Raw genomic sequence first — 17639 nt, 5'->3', positions numbered from 1 at the left:
TGAGAGAGGCGCAGACGTGACCACCCCCGTGTCCTACGAAATCGAGGACGGCATCGCCGTCATCACCATCGACAATCCCCCGGTCAACGCGCTCGGCCATGCCGTGCGCGAGGGGCTCTGGCAGGCCATCGACCGCTTCGCCGGCGACGACGCCGCGAAGGCCGCGCTGGTGCTGGGGGAAGGCAAGCTGTTCCTCGGCGGCGCCGACATCTCCGAATTCGGCAAGCCGCCGAAGGAGCCGAGCCTGCCGGACCTCGTCGGCCACATCGAGGCCGCGCCGAAGCCGGTGATCTGCGCCATCCAGGGCGCGGCGCTCGGCGGCGGGCTGGAGGTCGCGCTCGGCTGTCACTACCGCGTCGCGATGCCGGGCGCCAAGCTCGGCCTGCCCGAGGTGACGCTCGGCATCATTCCGGGCGCGGGCGGCACTCAGCGGCTGCCGCGCCTCGTCGGGTTGAAGAAGGCGCTGGAAATCATTCCCGCCGGCGGATCGGTCGCCGCCGAAGAGGCGGTCGAGATCGGCCTCGCCGACCGGCTCGGCGAGGGCGCGCCGAAGGCGGCCGGCCTTGCCTACGCGCGGGACCTGGTGGCGGACGGCGCCGCGCCGCACCCGGTCGGCACCCTGCCCTGTCCCGAGGCGGACGACGCCGCGCTGGAAGAGGCGCGCGCCCACTGGGCCAGGCGCAACCGCGGAGAGGTCGCGCGCCTCGCCGCCATCGACGCGATCGAAGCCGCCTGTGCGCGCGACATCGCGGACGGCATGGCCGAGGAGCGGCGCATCTTCCAGGAGATGATCGACACGCCCCAGCGCGCCGGGCTGATCCACGCCTTCTTCAACGAACGCAAGACCGCCAAGCTGCCGGAGCTGAAGGGCGTGACCCCCCGCGACGTGTCCCGGATCGGCGTGATCGGCGGCGGCACGATGGGATCGGGTATCGCCGCCTCGGCGCTGCTCGGCGGGCTCGACGTGACGCTGATCGAACGCGACGACGCGGCGGCGGAGAAGGCGCAAGCGACCGTGACCCGCACGCTCGACGGCGCGGTCAAGCGCGGCAAGCTCGCTGAGGACAAGCGCGACGCCATCCTCTCGGGCGCCTTCCGCACCGCGACGGAGTATGACGCGCTTTCCGACGCCGACCTGGCCGTCGAGGCGGTGTTCGAGGACATGGACGTCAAGACGGAGGTCTTCGCCACGCTCGACCGGGTGATGAAGCCGGGCGCGGTGCTGGCGACGAACACCTCCTACCTCGACGTGGCGGCCATCGCGGCGACCACCTCGCGGCCCGCCGACGTGATCGGTCTGCACTTCTTCTCGCCCGCGCACGTGATGAAGCTGCTGGAAGTCGTCGTGCCCGACACCACGGCGCCGGAGGTGACCGCCACCGCCTTCGCGCTCGCCAAGAAGATGGGCAAGACCGCGGTGCGCGCCGGGGTCTGCGACGGGTTCATCGGCAACCGCATCCTGTCGGCCTACCGTGCCAGCGCCGACCGCATGGTGCTGGCCGGCGCCAGCCCCTACGAGGTCGACCGCGCGGTGCGCGCCTTCGGCTGGCCGATGGGCCCCTACGAGATGGGCGACCTGGCCGGTCTCGACATTGGCTATGCCACCCGCCAGCGCCGGGCCACGACGCGCGATCCGCGCGACATCGTGCCGACCTGGGCGGACGAGCTCTACCATCTCGGCCGGCTCGGCCAGAAGACCGGGCGCGGCTATTACATCTACGAGGAAGGCGCCCGCGGCGGCACCGAGGATCCGGAGGTGCTCGACCTGATCGAGAAAGCCCGCGAGGCGCAGGGCGCCAGCCGCCGCGAGTTCACCGAGGCCGAGATCCAGCGCCGCTACATGGCCGCGCTGGTGAACGAGGCCGCCCGCGTGCTCGAGGAGGGCATCGCGCAGCGCCCGCTCGATATCGACGTAACGTTCCTTTACGGCTACGGCTTCCCGCGCTGGCGCGGCGGGCCGATGCACTGGGCCGACAGCGAAGGGCTGCCCGCCCTTCTGGCCGATATCGAACGCTACGCCGAGGAAGACCCCTTCTTCTGGCAGCCCGCCCCGCTTCTGAAGCGCCTCGTGGCCGAGGGCCGCAGCTTCCAGGATCTCAACGACGCACAAACCGGAGATGCCGCATGACCGACGCCGTCATCGTATCCGCCGCCCGCACCGCCATCGGCAAGGCCGGGCGCGGCACGTTCAACATCACCCACGGCGCGGACCTGACCGGCCATGTCGCTGCCGAGGCGGTCAAGCGCGCCGGCATCGACCCCGCGTTGATCGAGGACTCGATCTGGGGCTGCGGCTATCCGCAGGGAGTGACGGGCCGCAACGTCGCGCGGCAGGCGGTGATCCGCGCCGGCCTGCCGGTCAGCATCGCCGGCACCACGGTCAACCGCTTCTGCGCCTCGGGCCTGCAGGCCATCGCCATGGGCGGGCACATGATCGGCGCCGAGGGCGCGCGCGCGGTGCTGGTCGGCGGGGTCGAGTCGATCTCGGGCGTGCAGCCGCCGCCCGACGATGCGCCCAACGACTGGATCCTCGAACACAAGCCCGACCTCTACCTGCCGATGATCGACACCGCCGACATCGTGGCCGAGCGCTACGGCGTCTCGCGTCAGGCGCAGGACGAGCTGGGCTACCAGAGCCAGATGCGCACCGCCGCCGCGCAGGAGGCCGGCCGCTTCGACGACGAGATCGTGCCGATGACGGTCACCAAGGCCGTGAAGAACAAGGAGACGGGCGAGGTCACGCACGAAGAGGTCACCATCGACCGCGACGAGTGCAACCGCCCCTCCACCACGCTCGAAGGGCTCGAAAAGCTCCAGCCGGTGCGCGGCGAGGGCAAGTACATCACCGCCGGCAACGCATCGCAGCTCTCGGACGGGGCCGCCGCGCTGGTGATGATGGACGCGTCCGAGGCCGAGCGCGCGGGGCTGGCGCCGCTGGGCCGCTTCCGCGGCTTCGCCGTCGCCGGGTGCGAGCCCGACGAGATGGGCATCGGCCCGGTCTTCGCGGTGCCGCGCCTGCTGGAACGTCACGGGCTCTCGGTCTCCGACATCGACCTGTGGGAGCTGAACGAGGCCTTCGCGAGCCAGGCGCTTTACTGCCGCGACCGGCTGGGGATCGACAACGACATCGTCAATGTCGACGGCGGGTCGATCGCGGTCGGCCACCCGTTCGGCATGACCGGCGCACGGATGACCGGGCATCTTCTGATCGAGGGGCACCGCCGGGGCGCCAAGCTTGGCGTCGTGACCATGTGCATCGGCGGCGGCCAGGGCGCCGCCGGCCTGTTCGAGATCTTCTGAAAGGAAGGGGGCCGCCCATGGACCTCAGCTATACCGACGACCAGATCGCCTTTCGCGACGAGGTGCGGGCCTTTCTTGCCGAAAAGCTGCCCCGGCGGCTGGAGGACAAGGTGCGCACCGGCAAGCGGCTGGAAAAGGCCGATTACGAGGAATGGCACGCGATCCTCAACGAGCGCGGCTGGCTCGGCGTGACATGGCCCGAAAGCTTCGGCGGGCCCGGCTGGGACGCGGTGGAGCGGCACATCTTCGAGGAAGAGACCACGCGCGCCCACGCCCCGCGCATCGTGCCCTTCGGGATCAACATGCTCGCGCCCGTGCTGATGACCTTCGGCAGCACGGCGCAGCAGGACCATTACCTCCCGCGCATCCTCGACGGCACCGACTGGTGGTGCCAGGGCTATTCGGAGCCGGGCGCCGGCTCCGACCTCGCTTCGCTCAAGACCACGGCAGAGCGCAAGGGCGACAGCTACGTGGTCAACGGCCAGAAGACCTGGACGACGCTCGGCCAGTACGCCGACAAGATCTTCTGCCTCGTGCGCACCTCGAAAGAGGGCAAGCCGCAGGCGGGGATCTCCTTCCTGCTGATCGACATGGACAGCCCCGGCGTGGAGGTCCGCCCGATCGTGCTGATCGACGGCGAGGCGGAGGTGAACGAAGTCTGGTTCGACAACGTGGAGGTCCCGGCCGAGAACCTCGTGGGCGAAGAGAACCAGGGCTGGACCATCGCCAAGTACCTTCTGACCCATGAGCGCACCAACATCGCCGGCGTCGGGTTCGCCCGCGCGGGGCTGGAAAACCTGCGCCGCATCGCCGGGCTGGAACGGGCGGGCGGCCGGCCGCTGATCGAGAACCCGATCTTCGCTGCGAAGATGGCGCAGGTGGAAATCGACCTGATGGCGATGGCCACCACCAACCTGCGCACCCTCGCCGCCGCCGCCGCGGGCCAGGCGCCCGGCGCGGAATCGTCGATGCTCAAGATCAAGGGCACGGTGATCCGGCAGGAGATCAACGCGCTCACCCGGCAGGCGGTTGGCCCCTACGCCCTGCCCTTCGTGTCCGAGGCGCTGGACGAAGGCAGCAATGTCGAACCGGTGGGCCCCGACTACGCGATGCCCGCGACACAGACCTATTTCAACAACCGCAAGCTTTCGATCTACGGCGGCTCCAACGAGGTGCAGCGCCAGATCATCACCAAGGCGATCCTGGAGCTCTGACGATGAATTTCGAGCTGACCGACGAACGGCGCATGCTCTCCGACAGCCTGCGCCGCTACCTGGGGGACACCGCCTCGCACGAGGCGACCGCCAAGGCGACCGAGGGTGAGACAGGATTCGACCCGGGCCTCTGGTCTGGGCTGTCGGAGATGGGGGTGATCGGCGCGCTCCTGCCCGAGGACGCGGGCGGTTTCGGCGGCGCCGGCTTCGATATCTCGGTGGTCTTCGAGGAAATCGGCCGCGCCGGCGCCGTGGTGCCCCTGATCGAAAGCGGCGTACTCGCCGCGGGGCTCCTGGCGGAGTTCGGCGAGACTGAGGCGGCCGAGGCCGCCATCGCCGGCACGGTCCTGACGCTCGCCCATGCCGAGCCCGGTTCGCGCTACACGCTGGAGCATGTGGAGACGCGGGCCGAGCAGCACGACGGCGGCTGGCGCCTTTCGGGCCGCAAGAGCGTCGTCGGCTTCGCCGCGGCGGCAGAGACGCTGATCGTCTCGGCCCGCACGGGCGGAGAGGCAGCGGACACGGACGGCATCTCGCTCTTCCGCGTGCCGGCGGAGGCCGAGGGGCTGACGCTTCGCGACTACCCGATGAACGGCGGCGGCCGCGCGGCGGAGGTGGCGCTCGACGGCGTGCCCGCCGAGGCGCTGATCGGCCCCGAGGGCGGCGCCTTCGACGCGCTCGAACGCGCCCATGCGCGCGCGACCTGCGCCCTCTCTGCCGAGGCGCTGGGGCTGATGGAGACGATCCGCGCGCTGACCGTCGACTACCTGCGCGGGCGCAAGCAATTCGGCCAGCCCATCGGCAAGTTCCAGGCGCTGCAGCACCGCATGGCCGACGTGCTGATCGAGATCGAGCAGGCGCGCTCTGCCGTCATCAACCTCGCCGGGCACCTCGGCGCGGACCGGGCGGAGCGCGAGCGGCACGTGAGCGCGACCAAGAACCTGATCGGCCGCGCCGGGCGGCTCGTGGCCGAGGAAGCGATACAGATGCATGGCGGGATCGGCATGACGCAGGAATACGCGTTGGGTCACTTCGCCAAGCGGCTGATCATGGTCGACCACCGCTTCGGCGATGCCGACCACCACCTCGAACGCTTCATCCGGCTGAGCGCCGCCTGAGGCGGCTTCAACGACGGACCGGGGTCGCGGCGGCGGAGGGGGGCCCCGTGTCCTGGAGGGAGGACATCCGCATGAGCCACATCACCCGCATCCACGAGATGCTCGCCCCGCATGTCGCGGCCCGGCCGGACGCCTGCGCCGTCATCGATATCGGCGGCGCAGCGATAGGCTGGAGAGACTACGACGCCTGCATCGCCGAAGCGGCCGGGATGCTGGCGGACGAGGGCGTCGGCCCCGGCGACCGCGTACTGATCGTCGCTGAGAACTGCCTCGCGCTCGCCGCGCTGATCTTCGCAGCCAGCCGGCTCGACGCCGTTGCGGTACCGGTCAACGCGCGCCTGACGGCGGCAGAGATCGACCGGGTGGCACAGCACGCCGATCCGCGCTGCATCCTCTACGCCGCGCACGTCTCCACCGATGCCGCCGCGCATGCCGAGGCCGCCGGCGCCCGTCCCTGCCCCTTGCGCGCCGGGGAGCTGCGCCTCTCCCCCGGCACCGGCGCGGCCTCGCCCGATCCGGTCGCCGAGGGGCCGGAGCAGGTGGCGGCGATGCTCTATACCACCGGCACCACCGGCACGCCCAAGGGCGTCATGCTGAGCCACGCCAATCTGGCCTTTGCCGCCGGCGCCTCGCGCGATCTGCGCGCGCTCACGCCGGATGACCATGTCTACGGCGCGCTGCCGATGACGCATGTCTTCGGCCTCGCCTCCATGCTCATGGCCTCCGCGCTGACCGGCTGCACGGTCGAGTTTTCCGCGCGCTTCTCGGCAGAAGCGCTGTTCGCGGCGCTGAGCCGCGGGGTCACGGTCTTTCCCGGGGTGCCGCAGATGCACGCGCTCCTGATGGCGCATGCCGCGACCGCCGGACACGACAGGCTCGGCCCCGAGGCGCGGCTGCGCTACGTCTCCTCCGGGGCGGCACCGCTGGACCCTGCGTGGAAGCGCAAGGCGGAGGCGTTCTACGGCCTGCCGCTCCAGAATGGCTACGGCATGACCGAGACGACCGCCGGTGTCAGCGGCACGCGCAACGCCATCGGCGATCCCGACATCTCCGTCGGCCCACCGCTGCCGGGGGTGGAGGTGACGCTCGACGACAGCGTCGGGGCGGAGCCAGACGTCGGCGAGGTGCTGACCCGCGGGCCGCACGTGATGAAGGGGTATTACCGCGCGCCCGAGGCGACCGCGGCGGCGATCACGCCCGAAGGCTTCATGCGCACCGGCGATCTCGGCCGGATCGACGCAGGCGGCCGGCTGCACATTGTCGGCCGCGCCAAGGAGTTGATCATCCGAGGCGGCTTCAACGTCTACCCGCCGGAAGTGGAGGCAGCGTTGAACGACCATCCCGCCGTGGTTCAATCGGCGGTGATCGGACGCGCGGCGGACGGCGACGAGGAGGTGCTCGCCTTTTGCCAGCCGGTCGCCCCCGGTGCGGTCACGTCCGGGGAACTGGCCCGATTTGCCGCCGACCGGCTGGCAGGCTACAAGCGCCCCGGGCGGATCTTCGTGGTGGAGGCCCTGCCCGCCGCATCGACCGGCAAGATCCTCAAGCACGCGCTCATGACACATTTTGCGGATCTTCTGGACGACACGCCGGCGGGCTGACCGGCGCCTTCAGCCGAACATGAGGTTCGGCAGGAAGAGCGTGAGGCCCGGGAAGAACAGCAACACCAGGATCAGCGTGACAATGGCCACGAAGAACGGCAGGCTGTCGCGGATGTAGTCCTCGATCGGGGTATCGAGCAGGCTGCACACGGTGAACATCGCCACGCCCACCGGCGGTGTCATGCCGCCGAGCGTGACGATGCTCATCATCAGGATGCCGAAATGCACCGGGTCGACGCCCACGTCACGCACCACCGGCACCAGGATCGGTGTCAGCAGCAGCACCAGAATCGTGCTTTCGATGAAGAGCCCGGCGAGGAACAGCCCGATCAGGATCACCGCTATAATCACCAGGGGGTTCGAAAGACCGCCCAGCAGCAGGTCCGCGACCTCCTGCGGCACGCGCAGGAAGATGATGGCAAAGCCGAGCATCCCCGACATCAGGATGATGAGCATGATCATCCCGATATCCGACAGCGCGAAGGCGAACGCGCGGGTGACCCTCTCCCACGTCATCACGCGGTGGCCGACCGTGCCGACAAGCAGCGCATAGACCACCGCGAAGGCGCCGACCTCGGACGGCGTAAAGACCCCGCCGCGAATCGACACGATCAGCAACACCGGAAACAGAAGCGCCCATTTCGCGTCCCACGCGGCACGGCCCAGCGCGCCGGGCTCGGGCGGTTCGGGGCTGGCGACACCGTAGCCGCGACGCTTGGCCACCGCCCAGGCCGCGACCATCAGGAACAGCATCATCAGCACGCCCGGCACGATCCCGGCCATGAAGAGCCGCCCGATGGAAACCTGCCCGACATAGCCGTAGAGGATGAGCCCGATCGACGGCGGAATCGTGGCGGTGATCAGCGAACTGAGCGCGATCACCGCGGCGGTGTAGCCGCGCGCGTAACCCTGCGCGATCATCTGCGGGCCGACCACCCGGCTCTGCATCGCGGCGTCGGCGACGGCCGAACCGCTGACCCCGCCCATCAGCGTCGACAGGATGATCGATACCTGCGCCAGACCGCCGGTCATCCAGCTCACCGCGACGCGCGAGAACCGGAAGAGCCGGTCGGTGATGTCGCTTTCGTTCATCAGGTGCCCGGCGAGCACGAAGAACGGCACCGCGAGCAGCGGGAAGCTCTGGCTGACCGTCGCGATCTTCTGCACGCCGATGGACAGCGGCATGACCGGAGAGGTCAGGAAGAAGGTGAAGCCGGCCATGCCGATGGCGATGGCCACCGGCGCGCCGATCAGCAGCAGCACGAGGAAGACGACCGAGATCAGACCCATGTCAAAGCTCCGAGGGCGCGGTCTCGCGCACCGGGTTGCGGGCGAAGATCAGCTCGTCGGCGGAGCGCCAGGACTGCACCAAGTTCCTCACGATGGCGACCGAGAGCAGGACGCAACCGACCGGCACGGCGATGGTGACCCAGGCATAGCTCAGCCCGCTGTCGCCGAACTGGCGTTCGAGGTTCATCATCGTCAGCCCGTAGCCCTGCCAGGCGAGGATGCCGAGAAAGACCAGCGTGGCGAGCGCGATGACCGTCTCCACCCAGCGCCGCGCGGCGAAGGGCAGAAACCGGATCAGAAGGTCCACGCCCAGATGCGCGCGTTCGCGCAGCGCGCGGGTGGCGCCGATGAAGCACAGCCAGATGAACAGAAGCTGCGCCATGTCCACCGACCAGATCAGCGGCTGGCCGAAGAAGCGCATGACCGCCGCCACGAAGACGAGCCCGGTGATCACCGCAAGGATGGTGGCGCCGACGGCGAATTCCGCCCGGCGGTAAAGCTGTGGCATGTGTCAGATCCTCCTCGGGTGCGGCCGGCGGGGAGAGGGTCCGCCGGCCGCCTTGGCGCGACGCGACCCGCCGGCGCGCGCACCGCGCCGGCGGGCAAGGCGCCGTGCATCACTCTTCGGCCATCGCCCGCAGCTCGTCGCGCAGATCGCCGTAGCCGAGATCGTCGTAGACCCCCGCCGTCGCCTCGCGGAAAGGCGCGGTGTCGACTTCGGACACCGTCACGCCGGCCTCCGTCAGCTGCTCCTCGATCTCGGCGAGGCTGTCGCGCGTGCCGTAGGAAGCGATGTCACCCGCCTCCAGCGCCTCGTCGCGCAGGATGGTCTGCAGATCCTCCGGCAGGCTGTCGAACCAGCCGGCCGAGGTCACGAGCCCGGTGATCAGGTTGATGTGCCCGGTCTTGGTGACGTGGCTGATCACCTCCTGCAGGTTGGCACCGACGATGGCGGGCATCTGCGCCTCTGCCCCGTCGATGACGTTGGAGCTGAGGGCCGAGTAGACCTCGCCCCAGGGCAGCGGGGTCGGCGTCGCGCCCATGGCCGAGATCGTGCCGGTCCAGACCGGGGCGCCCGGCGTGCGCATGCGGATGCCGTCGAGGTCGGCGGGCTCCTCCACCGGCACGTTGGTCAGAAGGTGCCGCTCGCCCTGCCACCAGTTGAAGCTGAGGACCTGAAGGCCGGCCCCCTCGGCCATCTCGTCGACCCAGCCCTCGAACATGTCCGAGGTCACGACCTTGCGGATGCCGTCGTAGCCCGAGGCGAGGAACGGCGCGCCGAGGACGCCGAATTCGTCCTGGTAGGCCGCCAGCCGACCGCCGTCCACGACCACCGCGACCGGCGCGCCGGCGCGCGCCTGTTCGAGCACGTCCTCGTCCGGGCCGAGCTGGGAATTGGGGTAGAGCACGATGGCCAGCCGCCCGTCCGACGCCTCGGCCACGTTGTCGCGCATCGCCTCGAGCCCGGCATAGAGCGGATCGCTCTCGGCCAGCGCGGTGTTGATGTTGAGCGTATGCTCCTGCGCCGCGGCGCCGCCGGCAAGAAGCGCGGCGAGTGCAGTGGCGAGCGTGGTGGTTCTGGTGAAATCGAGCATGGTTATCCTCCCTTTGGTGTCTGGAACGACGCGCCGTCCGGCGCATCCTCGAAGTAGTCGGCGTGGGCACGGGCCACGGCCGGCAGATCGGCGTTGATGAGTTGCAGGTGCCGGCGCATCGCCGCCTCCGCGGCGGCGGGGTCGGCGCGGCGGATCGCGTCCGTCACCTCGGCGTGCTGCGACAGGATCGCGGCGCGGGGAAACTGCGCGACGCTGAGATAGCGAACCCGGTCTAGCTGCGCCTTCAGCGCCTCGATGACGTGCCAGGCATGGGCCCGACCGACGCCATCCGCCAGCATCCGGTGAAAGCGGTCGTCGAGGTCGATGAAGGCGCGCACGTCCTCGGTGCGGTGCTGTTCGTCGAGCAGCGATTCGAGCCGCGATTTCTGCGCGCCGTCGAACCGTTCGGCGGCAAGCCGCACCACGTCCGCCTCGACCGCCTCGCGCACGAAGCGGGCATCCTCGACCATCGCGACGGAGATCTTCGGCACCACCGTGCCGCGCTGCGGGCGAACCTCCAGAAGGCCCTCCTCGGACAGCTTGATGAACGCCTCGCGCACCGGCTGGCGGCTGATCTGGAACTCGGCCGCGATGCCGGCCTCGGACAGGCGCATGCCCGGCGCGATCTCGCCCCGCACGATCCGGCCGCGCAGCATCGCGAACAGCTGCGATCCGATCGGGCGGCTCGCGTCGAGGCGCGGCGCGGCGTGATGTGACGAGGCTTGCATCGGCGTTCTCCCTCGGGCAAACCTGCCCCATACTACCATACCAGTCAACAGGTCGTCTTCGATGGAAGAGCATGATCTGATGGCGGACGCGAAAATCGACGGAGGACGCGATGCAGGAAAGCTGGCGCTGGTTCGGGCCGAAGGACCCGGTGACGATCGACGACGTGCGCCAGACCGGGGCGCGCGGCATCGTCACCGCGCTGCACCACATCGCCCCCGGCGCGGTCTGGAGCCCCGAGGAGATCGCCCGCCGCCAGCGCGAGGTCGCCGGCCCGGCCGGCACGCCGACGGATCTTACCTGGAGTGTGGTCGAAAGCCTTCCGGTCTCCGAGGACATCAAGCGCCAGAGCGGGGCGTGGCGCGAGCACGTCGCCGCCTGGGTGCAGAGCCTGCATCACATCGCCGCCGCCGGGATCGAGGTGGTGTGCTACAACTTCATGCCGGTGCTCGACTGGACGCGCACCGATCTCGACTGGGCGGTGCCGGGCGGGGCGACCTGCATGCGCTTCGACCTCGTCGATTTCGCCGCCTTCGACCTGCACGTGCTGGAGCGACCGGGCGCCGAATACGCCGAGGACGTAACGGAGGCCGCCGCCCGCCGCGCCGCCGCAATGACGGATGCGGACCGCGTTGCACTGACCCGCAACGTGGTCTTCGGCCTGCCCGGCGCGGCGGAGGAAATGTCGCTTACGGACGTTCGCGCGCATCTCGATCTCTACCGCGACCTCGGCGAGGAGCGGCTGCGCCGCAACCTGATCGACTTCCTGGAGATGGTCGCGCCGGAAGCTGAACGACTCGGCCTGCGCCTGTGCTGTCACCCCGACGACCCGCCCTTCCCGCTTCTGGGCCTGCCGCGCATCATGTCGACGGAGGCCGACTACGCCTCGGTCCTGGAGGCGGTCGACGTGCCGGCGAACGGGGTGACGCTCTGCTCGGGCTCGCTTGGCGCGCGGGCCGACAACGACCTGCCGGGGATGATGGCCCGGCTCGGCGACAGGGTGCATTTCCTGCACCTGCGCAATGTCCGCCGCGACAGCGATGCGCGCCCCTGCTCGTTCTACGAAAGCGGGCATCTCGACGGCGACGTGGACATGGTCGCGCTGCTCGCCGCAATCCGCGCGGAGGAAGGGTCGCGCCGCGCCGCGGGCCGGGCCGACCATTCGATCCCGTTCCGCCCCGATCACGGCCTGCACATGGTCGACGACCGGCGGCGGCAGGGCCAGCCGGGTTATCCGCTGGTCGGCCGCCACGTGGGGCTGGCGGAGCTGCGCGGGGCGATCGCCGGGCTGGACTTCGCCTACGCCTGAGGCACCGGGGATACCGCGCGCCGGCCTCATGCGCGCCAAGACGGCGTGGGCCAAACCGCCCCCCCGCAAGTTCAGCACGACCTGGCAGGGTGGCAATCTGCCCACCCCGGAAACAGAAAAAAGGCGCGCCGCCCAAGCGACGCGCCCTTTCAAACCGGTTCGCTGGGCCCGATCAGGCCGCCAGCGCGCCTTTCGCCTTCTCGACGATGGCGCCGAACGCCTCGGGCTCGTGCACGGCGAGATCGGCCAGCACCTTGCGGTCGACCTCGATACCGGCCAGCGACAGGCCGTTGACGAAGCGCGAATAGGTCAGCGCCTCGTCATGTGCGCGCACGGCCGCGTTGATCCGCTGGATCCAGAGCGCGCGGAAATTCCGCTTGCGGTTCTTGCGGTCGCGCGTGGCGTACTGGTTCGCCTTGTCGACCGCCTGCGCCGCCACCTTGAAGGTGTTCTTGCGCCGGCCGTAATAGCCCTTGGCCGCCTTGGTGATCTTCTTGTGGCGCGCGTGGGTGACGGTTCCGCCTTTGACACGGGACATGATCTATACTCCTTGGGTCAGTTCAGCGGTCGTAGGGCATGAAGCCCTTGACGATCTTCGCGTCCGGCTTCGACAGCGTGGTCGTGCCGCGCGCGTCGCGGATGAACTTGTTGGTGCGCTTGATCATGCCGTGGCGCTTGCCGGCCTGGGCGGCGATGACCTTGCCCCCCGCCGACACCTTGAAGCGTTTCTTGGCGCTCGACTTCGTCTTCATCTTCGGCATTTGATGTCTCCTGACGATCAGAGATGTCACGCGACTCGGCATACCGATCCGGCCGGCCGCGCGCTGTTGTGCTGCGAGCCGTCCCCGTAGACGAGGCGCGGCGCGATTGCAAGGGCGCGCCGGGCCGGTTCAGGCGATGAAGGTGGCGATCACGCGGATCATCGTGTCGGGGACCTCGCGCAGGGTGTAGCCGCCCTCCTTCACGCGCATCGCGTGCGCGACGAGCGCGCCCGAGACGACAAGGACCAGCGCGGAGACGCGGGGGCTGCGTGCGTCCGAAAACGCGGACACGATCGAGGGGATGGCGAAGACGGCCAGGATCAGGCCGAGGGTGAGACTGAGGTCCGGGCTCATGAACGACACCGCTTTTCATGCGGCGGCCCGGTAACGGCCGCCGGGAACACCCCTACCCGATCATCCGAGGTTACTCCGGATCGGTATTGTAGATCAAACGCTCGTTGCAGGGCGCGACACGCAGAATGTTGGTCGTGCCGGCGGTGTTGAACGGCACGCCCGCGGTCACGACGATCTGGTCGTTCTCGTCGGCGTAGCCGAGGTTGCGCGCCGCGCGCGCGGCGTTGACCACGGCGCTCTTGAACCGGTCGAGCGGGCCGGTCATCACGCAGTTCGTCCCCCAGCTCATCGCCAGCCGCCGCGCCGTCGCCTGTTCGGAGCTGAGCGCGAGGATCGGCACCGGCGGGCGTTCGCGTGCCACCAGCAGCGCCGTCGTGCCCGACTGGGTATAGCAGCAGATCGCCTTCACGTCCGTCGTCTCGGTGATCTCGCGCGCCGCGGCGACGATGGCGTCCGCCACGGACTGCCGCTCCGCCCCCCGCTGGGCGTTGATGATCTGGCGGTAGTTGGGATCGTTCTCGACCTCGCGGGCGACGTTGTCCATCGTCGTCACCGCCTCGACCGGGTACTGCCCGGCAGCCGATTCCGCCGACAGCATGATCGCGTCGGAGCCTTCGTAGATCGCGGTGGCGACGTCCGAGACCTCGGCGCGGGTGGGGATCGGGCTTTCGATCATCGATTCGAGCATCTGGGTGGCGACGATCACCGGCTTGGCGGCGGCGCGGCAGGCGCGCGTCATGCGCTTCTGCAGCGGCGGGACGTTCTGCACCGGCAGCTCGACCCCGAGATCGCCACGGGCGACCATGATCCCGTCGGACGCCTCGAGAATGGCGTCGAATTCCTTGATCGCCGCGGGTTTCTCGATCTTCGACATCACCGCCGCGCGGCCGCGCACGAGGTCACGCCCCTCGGTCACGTCCTCGGCCCGCTGAACGAAGCTGAGCGCGAGCCAGTCGACCCCGAGGTCGCAGGCGAATTCCAGGTCCTCGCGGTCCTTGTCGCTGAGCGCGGCGAGCGGCAGGATCACGTCCGGCACGTTCACGCCCTTGCGGTCCGAGATCGTGCCGCCGACGCTGACGACGCAATTGGCGTGTTCCGGGCCGCAATCCTCGACCTTCAGCCGCACCTTGCCGTCGTTCACCAGGAGCGTCGCCCCCGGCTCGAGCGCCGCGAAGATCTCCGGATGCGGCAATTGCACGCGGCTGAGGTCCCCCGGCTTGTCCTCGAGGTCGAGCCGGAAGGCCGCGCCCTCCTGCAACTCCTGCGGGCCGTCCGCGAAGGTGCCGACACGCAGCTTCGGCCCCTGAAGGTCCGCGAGGATGGCGATGGTCGAATCGAGATCGCGCTCCACCTGCCGGATGATCTTGTGGCGCGCGGCGATGTCCTCTTGCGTGCCGTGGCTCATGTTGAGCCGGAAAACATCGGCCCCGGCCTCGTGCAGCGCCCGGATCGTCTCGTAGGTCGACGATGCGGGGCCGAGCGTGGCCACGATCTTCACATTGCGCATCCGTCTCATAGGCGGGGCCTCCCTCAGGTCCGTGTTGGCCCGGCCGCGCGCCGGGCGTGTGGTGTCGCGCGGGCCAGACCGGGGCCGCTATCGCTAACGACGCGCCGGGCTTATGACGGATTTCCGTCCGCGCCGCAATTGCCCTATGGGTGCGCGGGCCCGCTTGAGCGTGCAACACCTGATCGGGCAGGAGAGTGACACCCCAATGACATACGCACCCTACCGGATCGTTGGCGCGGACCGGCCCGGCCGGGTACTGGTGCTGTGCGACCATGCCACGAATACCGTGCCGCCGGACCTCGGGACACTGGGACTGAGCGATGCGGACATGGCGCGTCACATCGCCTGGGATCCCGGCGCGGCCGGCACGGCGCTGGCGCTCTGTGCGGCGCTGGGGGCTCCGGTGGTGCTGTCGAACTTCTCGCGCCTCGTGATCGACCCCAATCGCGGAGAGGATGATCCGACCCAGCTCATGCGGATCTACGACGGCTCGGTGATCCCCTCGAACCGCCATGCCGGCCCGGAGGAAAAGGCCCGCCGGCAGGCGGTCTACTGGCGCCCCTACGACGACGCGGTCGCGGCGCTGGCGGCACGGCACAGCGACACCGCGCTCGTCTCGATCCATTCCTTCACACCGCAACTCCGCGGCCGTCCGCCGCGCCCCTGGCATGTCGGCATCCTGCACGGCCGCGACTCGCGCCTGTCGGACCCGCTGCTGAGGCTGCTGCAGACGGAGGCGGATCTCTGCGTCGGCCGCAACGCGCCCTATCCGGGCCACCTGCCCGGCGACACGATGGACCGTCACGGCTTGCGCCACGGCCGGCACAACACGCTGATCGAGCTGCGCAGCGACCTCATCGCGACCGAAGCGGCGCAGGCGGTGTGGGGCCAACGGCTCGCCCCGCTCCTTGAAGAGGCGCTGGAAAAGGCCGATCTCTGAGACGGACAAGCGAGAGGACACACCATGGACGACCAGACCCGCATCGAGCTCGAGGCCGCCGCCTTCCGCCGCCTGCGCCAGCACCTGATGGAAGAGCGCACGGACGTGCAGAACATCGACATGATGAACCTCGCCGGGTTCTGCCGGAATTGCCTGTCGCGCTGGTACCAGGAGGCCGCGAACGCGCGCGGCATCGACATGGGCAAGGAAGAGGCGCGCGAGATCTTCTACGGTATGCCGATGTCCGAGTGGAAGGCGAAATACCAGACCGACGCGAACGACGGCCAGCAGAAGGCCTTCGAGAAGAGCTTCGCGGAGAACGTCGGCGACAAGAGCTGACAATGCGCGCCTCCCAGCGACTCACAGCCTTCGTCGCTGAGGCGCTGCGCGCCGGCCACAGTCATACCGAGGTCGCCGGCGCGCTGACCGCGGCCGGCTGGTCGCGCGGCGAAGCCAACAAGGCGCTCGCGGACTGGGCCGAAGGGCCGTTCCCGATCCCGGTGCCGCGCCCGCGGCCGGCCGTTTCAGCGCGCGAGGCTTTCGTTTACGGGCTGATGTTCGTCGCGCTTGCCGTCAGCGTGATCCAGGGGCTGTCGCTCGGCTTCGAGGTCATCGACCTCTGGCTCGATCCGCCGCCCGAGGACCGGCCGGACTATGTCCGCCGCGCCCTCCACCGGGAGATCGCCAGCGTCATCGTGTTCTTCCCGATCTTCCTTGTGCTGAACGCCCGGGTCGCCCGCGCCGCGCGCGCCGACGGGCTGGTGCGCCGCTCCGCCGTGCGCGATTGGCTGGCCCATATCGCGATGTTCGTGGCGGCGCTGACCGTCGTGATCGACCTCGTCTCCGTGCTCGCGGCCTCGCTCGGCGGCGGCGCGGATCCGGCCTTCCTGGTGAAATCGGCGCTGGTCGCCGTGGTCGCGGCGGCGGTCTTCGTCTACTTCCGCGGCTTCACCCGCGATCCGGGGGCCGCCAGTTGACCGGCGGCGGGGCGGTCACCGCCCCGCCCTGCGCGGCTCAGACCGCCGTCTTGCGGCTCTCGTCGAGGTAGATCTCGCGCAGCCGCGCGGTCCGCGCCCCCGGCGTGCCGTCCCCGATGGCCGCGCCGTCGATCTCCACAACCGGCATCACGAAGGCCGAGGCCGAGGTCACGAACGCCTCGTCGGCCGCCTGAGCCTCTTCGATCGTGAACGGCCGCTCCTCCACCTTCATCTGCGCCTCGCGGGCGAAGCGCAGCACCGCCGCGCGGGTGATCCCGTGCAGGATGTCGTTCGACAGGTGCCGCGTGATGATGGTGTCGCCCTTGATGATGTAGGCGTTATTCGAGGTGCCTTCCGTGACCGCGCCGTCCTCCACCATCCAGGCGTCGTCGGCGCCGGCCTTCTTGGCCATCATCTTGCCCATCGAAGGGAACAGCAGCTGCACGGTCTTGATGTCGCGCCGACCCCACCGCTGATCCTCGATGGAGATGACCTTGATCCCCTCCTTCGACTGCGCGCTGTCCGCGAGACCCGGCTTGGACTGGGTGAACAGCACCACCGTCGGCGGCGTGTCCGGATCGGGATAGGCGAAATCGCGGTCGCCGGGCGCGCCGCGGGTGATCTGCAGGTACACCAGCCCGTCCTCGATCTCGTTCTCGCGCACCAGCTCGCGGTGGATCTCCAGAAGCTCGTCCTTGGTCAGCGGCGCCTTCATCTCCAGCTCGCCCAGCGACCGGTCGAGCCGGTTGGCGTGGCCGTCGAAGTCGATCAGCTTGCCGCCGAGAACGCTCGTCACCTCGTAGACGCCGTCGGCCATCAGGAAGGCGCGGTCGAAGATCGACACCTTGGCCTCGGTCTCGGGCAGGTACTCTCCATTCACGTAGACGGTCCGCATCGGCGATCTCCTTGAAGCTTGCGGCAGAGGTCGTGCATTCCGCAGGCGCGGT

Annotated in this window: 18 protein-coding genes; 9 read left to right on the top strand and 9 right to left on the bottom strand. The window is 69.5% G+C overall.

What is annotated here, in order from left to right; translation table 11 throughout:
* Positions 1-16: 16 nt before the first annotated feature.
* The 5 genes from F3H57_RS17525 (at position 17) to F3H57_RS17505 (ending at position 7233) form a co-directional block, all read left to right on the top strand.
* Complete coding sequence (locus F3H57_RS17525; protein ID WP_149757429.1) at positions 17-2128, top strand: 3-hydroxyacyl-CoA dehydrogenase NAD-binding domain-containing protein; 2112 nt, start codon at positions 17-19, stop codon at positions 2126-2128.
* Positions 2125-3300 (top strand): acetyl-CoA C-acyltransferase, encoded by a 1176-nt coding sequence (locus tag F3H57_RS17520; protein WP_149757427.1) that lies wholly within the window; start codon positions 2125-2127, stop codon positions 3298-3300. Before F3H57_RS17525 ends, F3H57_RS17520 begins: the two co-directional genes overlap by 4 nt.
* Before the next feature lie 17 nt (positions 3301-3317).
* Entirely contained in the window at positions 3318-4514 is a 1197-nt protein-coding gene (locus tag F3H57_RS17515; RefSeq protein ID WP_149757425.1) for an acyl-CoA dehydrogenase family protein, read from the top strand.
* 2 nt (positions 4515-4516) lie between these two features.
* Positions 4517-5632, top strand: coding sequence for an acyl-CoA dehydrogenase family protein (locus F3H57_RS17510; RefSeq protein WP_149757423.1), 1116 nt, complete (start codon positions 4517-4519; stop codon positions 5630-5632).
* A gap of 71 nt (positions 5633-5703) precedes the next feature.
* Complete coding sequence (locus F3H57_RS17505) at positions 5704-7233, top strand: class I adenylate-forming enzyme family protein (RefSeq protein WP_188129730.1); 1530 nt, start codon at positions 5704-5706, stop codon at positions 7231-7233.
* A 9-nt stretch (positions 7234-7242) separates the two neighbouring features.
* Here F3H57_RS17505 and F3H57_RS17500 read toward each other — a convergent pair whose 3' ends face one another.
* The 4 genes from F3H57_RS17500 to F3H57_RS17485 all read right to left on the bottom strand — a co-directional run bounded on the left by F3H57_RS17500 (position 7243) and on the right by F3H57_RS17485 (position 10846).
* Positions 7243-8523 (bottom strand): TRAP transporter large permease, encoded by a 1281-nt coding sequence (locus F3H57_RS17500; RefSeq protein WP_149757420.1) that lies wholly within the window; start codon positions 8521-8523, stop codon positions 7243-7245.
* 1 nt (position 8524) lies between these two features.
* Entirely contained in the window at positions 8525-9031 is a 507-nt protein-coding gene (locus tag F3H57_RS17495) for a TRAP transporter small permease (protein ID WP_149757418.1), read from the bottom strand.
* Between the two features lie 109 nt (positions 9032-9140).
* Entirely contained in the window at positions 9141-10118 is a 978-nt protein-coding gene (locus F3H57_RS17490) for a C4-dicarboxylate TRAP transporter substrate-binding protein (RefSeq protein ID WP_149757416.1), read from the bottom strand.
* Between the two features lie 2 nt (positions 10119-10120).
* A complete protein-coding gene (locus F3H57_RS17485; RefSeq protein WP_149757414.1) occupies positions 10121-10846 on the bottom strand; it encodes a GntR family transcriptional regulator in 726 nt (241 codons plus the stop codon).
* A 110-nt stretch (positions 10847-10956) separates the two neighbouring features.
* Here F3H57_RS17485 and uxuA point away from each other — a divergent pair, with 110 nt between their 5' ends.
* Positions 10957-12153: a mannonate dehydratase gene (gene uxuA / locus F3H57_RS17480; RefSeq protein ID WP_149757413.1), complete on the top strand. Its 1197-nt coding sequence runs from the start codon at positions 10957-10959 to the stop codon at positions 12151-12153.
* 172 nt (positions 12154-12325) lie between these two features.
* Here the strand turns inward: uxuA and rplT are convergent, their stop codons facing one another.
* The 4 genes from rplT to pyk all read right to left on the bottom strand — a co-directional run bounded on the left by rplT (position 12326) and on the right by pyk (position 14784).
* A complete protein-coding gene (gene rplT, locus F3H57_RS17475; RefSeq protein ID WP_149757411.1) occupies positions 12326-12691 on the bottom strand; it encodes a 50S ribosomal protein L20 in 366 nt (121 codons plus the stop codon).
* A 22-nt stretch (positions 12692-12713) separates the two neighbouring features.
* The gene (gene rpmI, locus F3H57_RS17470; RefSeq protein WP_149757409.1) at positions 12714-12914 is read right to left on the bottom strand and encodes a 50S ribosomal protein L35; all 201 of its coding nucleotides are present in this window, start codon (positions 12912-12914) and stop codon (positions 12714-12716) included.
* 129 nt (positions 12915-13043) lie between these two features.
* The gene (locus tag F3H57_RS17465; protein ID WP_149757407.1) at positions 13044-13268 is read right to left on the bottom strand and encodes a hypothetical protein; all 225 of its coding nucleotides are present in this window, start codon (positions 13266-13268) and stop codon (positions 13044-13046) included.
* Between the two features lie 70 nt (positions 13269-13338).
* Complete coding sequence (pyk, locus tag F3H57_RS17460) at positions 13339-14784, bottom strand: pyruvate kinase (protein ID WP_149757405.1); 1446 nt, start codon at positions 14782-14784, stop codon at positions 13339-13341.
* A gap of 196 nt (positions 14785-14980) precedes the next feature.
* Between pyk and F3H57_RS17455 the strand changes: the two genes are divergently transcribed.
* From F3H57_RS17455 to F3H57_RS17445, 3 genes are read left to right on the top strand one after another with little or no spacing between them, the layout of a single operon-like run.
* A complete protein-coding gene (locus F3H57_RS17455; RefSeq protein WP_149757403.1) occupies positions 14981-15715 on the top strand; it encodes an N-formylglutamate amidohydrolase in 735 nt (244 codons plus the stop codon).
* A gap of 24 nt (positions 15716-15739) precedes the next feature.
* A complete protein-coding gene (locus F3H57_RS17450) occupies positions 15740-16054 on the top strand; it encodes a DUF1244 domain-containing protein (RefSeq protein WP_149757401.1) in 315 nt (104 codons plus the stop codon).
* Positions 16055-16056: 2 nt separating this feature from the next.
* A complete protein-coding gene (locus tag F3H57_RS17445; RefSeq protein ID WP_149757399.1) occupies positions 16057-16692 on the top strand; it encodes a DUF5671 domain-containing protein in 636 nt (211 codons plus the stop codon).
* A gap of 37 nt (positions 16693-16729) precedes the next feature.
* Here F3H57_RS17445 and F3H57_RS17440 read toward each other — a convergent pair whose 3' ends face one another.
* Entirely contained in the window at positions 16730-17587 is an 858-nt protein-coding gene (locus tag F3H57_RS17440; RefSeq protein WP_149757397.1) for a D-amino-acid transaminase, read from the bottom strand.
* Positions 17588-17639: the final 52 nt, after the last annotated feature.

Source organism: Roseivivax sediminis (assembly GCF_900112685.1).
GTDB classification, from domain to species: Bacteria; Pseudomonadota; Alphaproteobacteria; order Rhodobacterales; family Rhodobacteraceae; genus Roseivivax; species Roseivivax sediminis.
The sequence above is the reverse complement of the archived record's forward strand: the minus strand, read 5'-3'. Positions and strand labels throughout refer to the sequence as shown.

Bases quoted from the DNA above. Each gene is read 5' to 3' on its own strand.
- F3H57_RS17520 (WP_149757427.1), top strand. From the start codon at position 2,125: ATGACCGACGCCGTCATCGTATCCGCCGCCCGCACCGCCATCGGCAAG.
- F3H57_RS17515 (WP_149757425.1), top strand. From the start codon at position 3,318: ATGGACCTCAGCTATACCGACGACCAGATCGCCTTTCGCGACGAGGTG.
- F3H57_RS17510 (WP_149757423.1), top strand. From the start codon at position 4,517: ATGAATTTCGAGCTGACCGACGAACGGCGCATGCTCTCCGACAGCCTG.
- F3H57_RS17505 (WP_188129730.1), top strand. From the start codon at position 5,704: ATGAGCCACATCACCCGCATCCACGAGATGCTCGCCCCGCATGTCGCG.
- F3H57_RS17500 (WP_149757420.1), bottom strand. From the start codon at position 8,523: ATGGGTCTGATCTCGGTCGTCTTCCTCGTGCTGCTGCTGATCGGCGCG.
- F3H57_RS17495 (WP_149757418.1), bottom strand. From the start codon at position 9,031: ATGCCACAGCTTTACCGCCGGGCGGAATTCGCCGTCGGCGCCACCATC.
- F3H57_RS17490 (WP_149757416.1), bottom strand. From the start codon at position 10,118: ATGCTCGATTTCACCAGAACCACCACGCTCGCCACTGCACTCGCCGCG.
- F3H57_RS17485 (WP_149757414.1), bottom strand. From the start codon at position 10,846: ATGCAAGCCTCGTCACATCACGCCGCGCCGCGCCTCGACGCGAGCCGC.
- uxuA (WP_149757413.1), top strand. From the start codon at position 10,957: ATGCAGGAAAGCTGGCGCTGGTTCGGGCCGAAGGACCCGGTGACGATC.
- rplT (WP_149757411.1), bottom strand. From the start codon at position 12,691: ATGTCCCGTGTCAAAGGCGGAACCGTCACCCACGCGCGCCACAAGAAG.
- rpmI (WP_149757409.1), bottom strand. From the start codon at position 12,914: ATGCCGAAGATGAAGACGAAGTCGAGCGCCAAGAAACGCTTCAAGGTG.
- F3H57_RS17465 (WP_149757407.1), bottom strand. From the start codon at position 13,268: ATGAGCCCGGACCTCAGTCTCACCCTCGGCCTGATCCTGGCCGTCTTC.
- pyk (WP_149757405.1), bottom strand. From the start codon at position 14,784: ATGAGACGGATGCGCAATGTGAAGATCGTGGCCACGCTCGGCCCCGCA.
- F3H57_RS17455 (WP_149757403.1), top strand. From the start codon at position 14,981: ATGACATACGCACCCTACCGGATCGTTGGCGCGGACCGGCCCGGCCGG.
- F3H57_RS17450 (WP_149757401.1), top strand. From the start codon at position 15,740: ATGGACGACCAGACCCGCATCGAGCTCGAGGCCGCCGCCTTCCGCCGC.
- F3H57_RS17445 (WP_149757399.1), top strand. From the start codon at position 16,057: ATGCGCGCCTCCCAGCGACTCACAGCCTTCGTCGCTGAGGCGCTGCGC.
- F3H57_RS17440 (WP_149757397.1), bottom strand. From the start codon at position 17,587: ATGCGGACCGTCTACGTGAATGGAGAGTACCTGCCCGAGACCGAGGCC.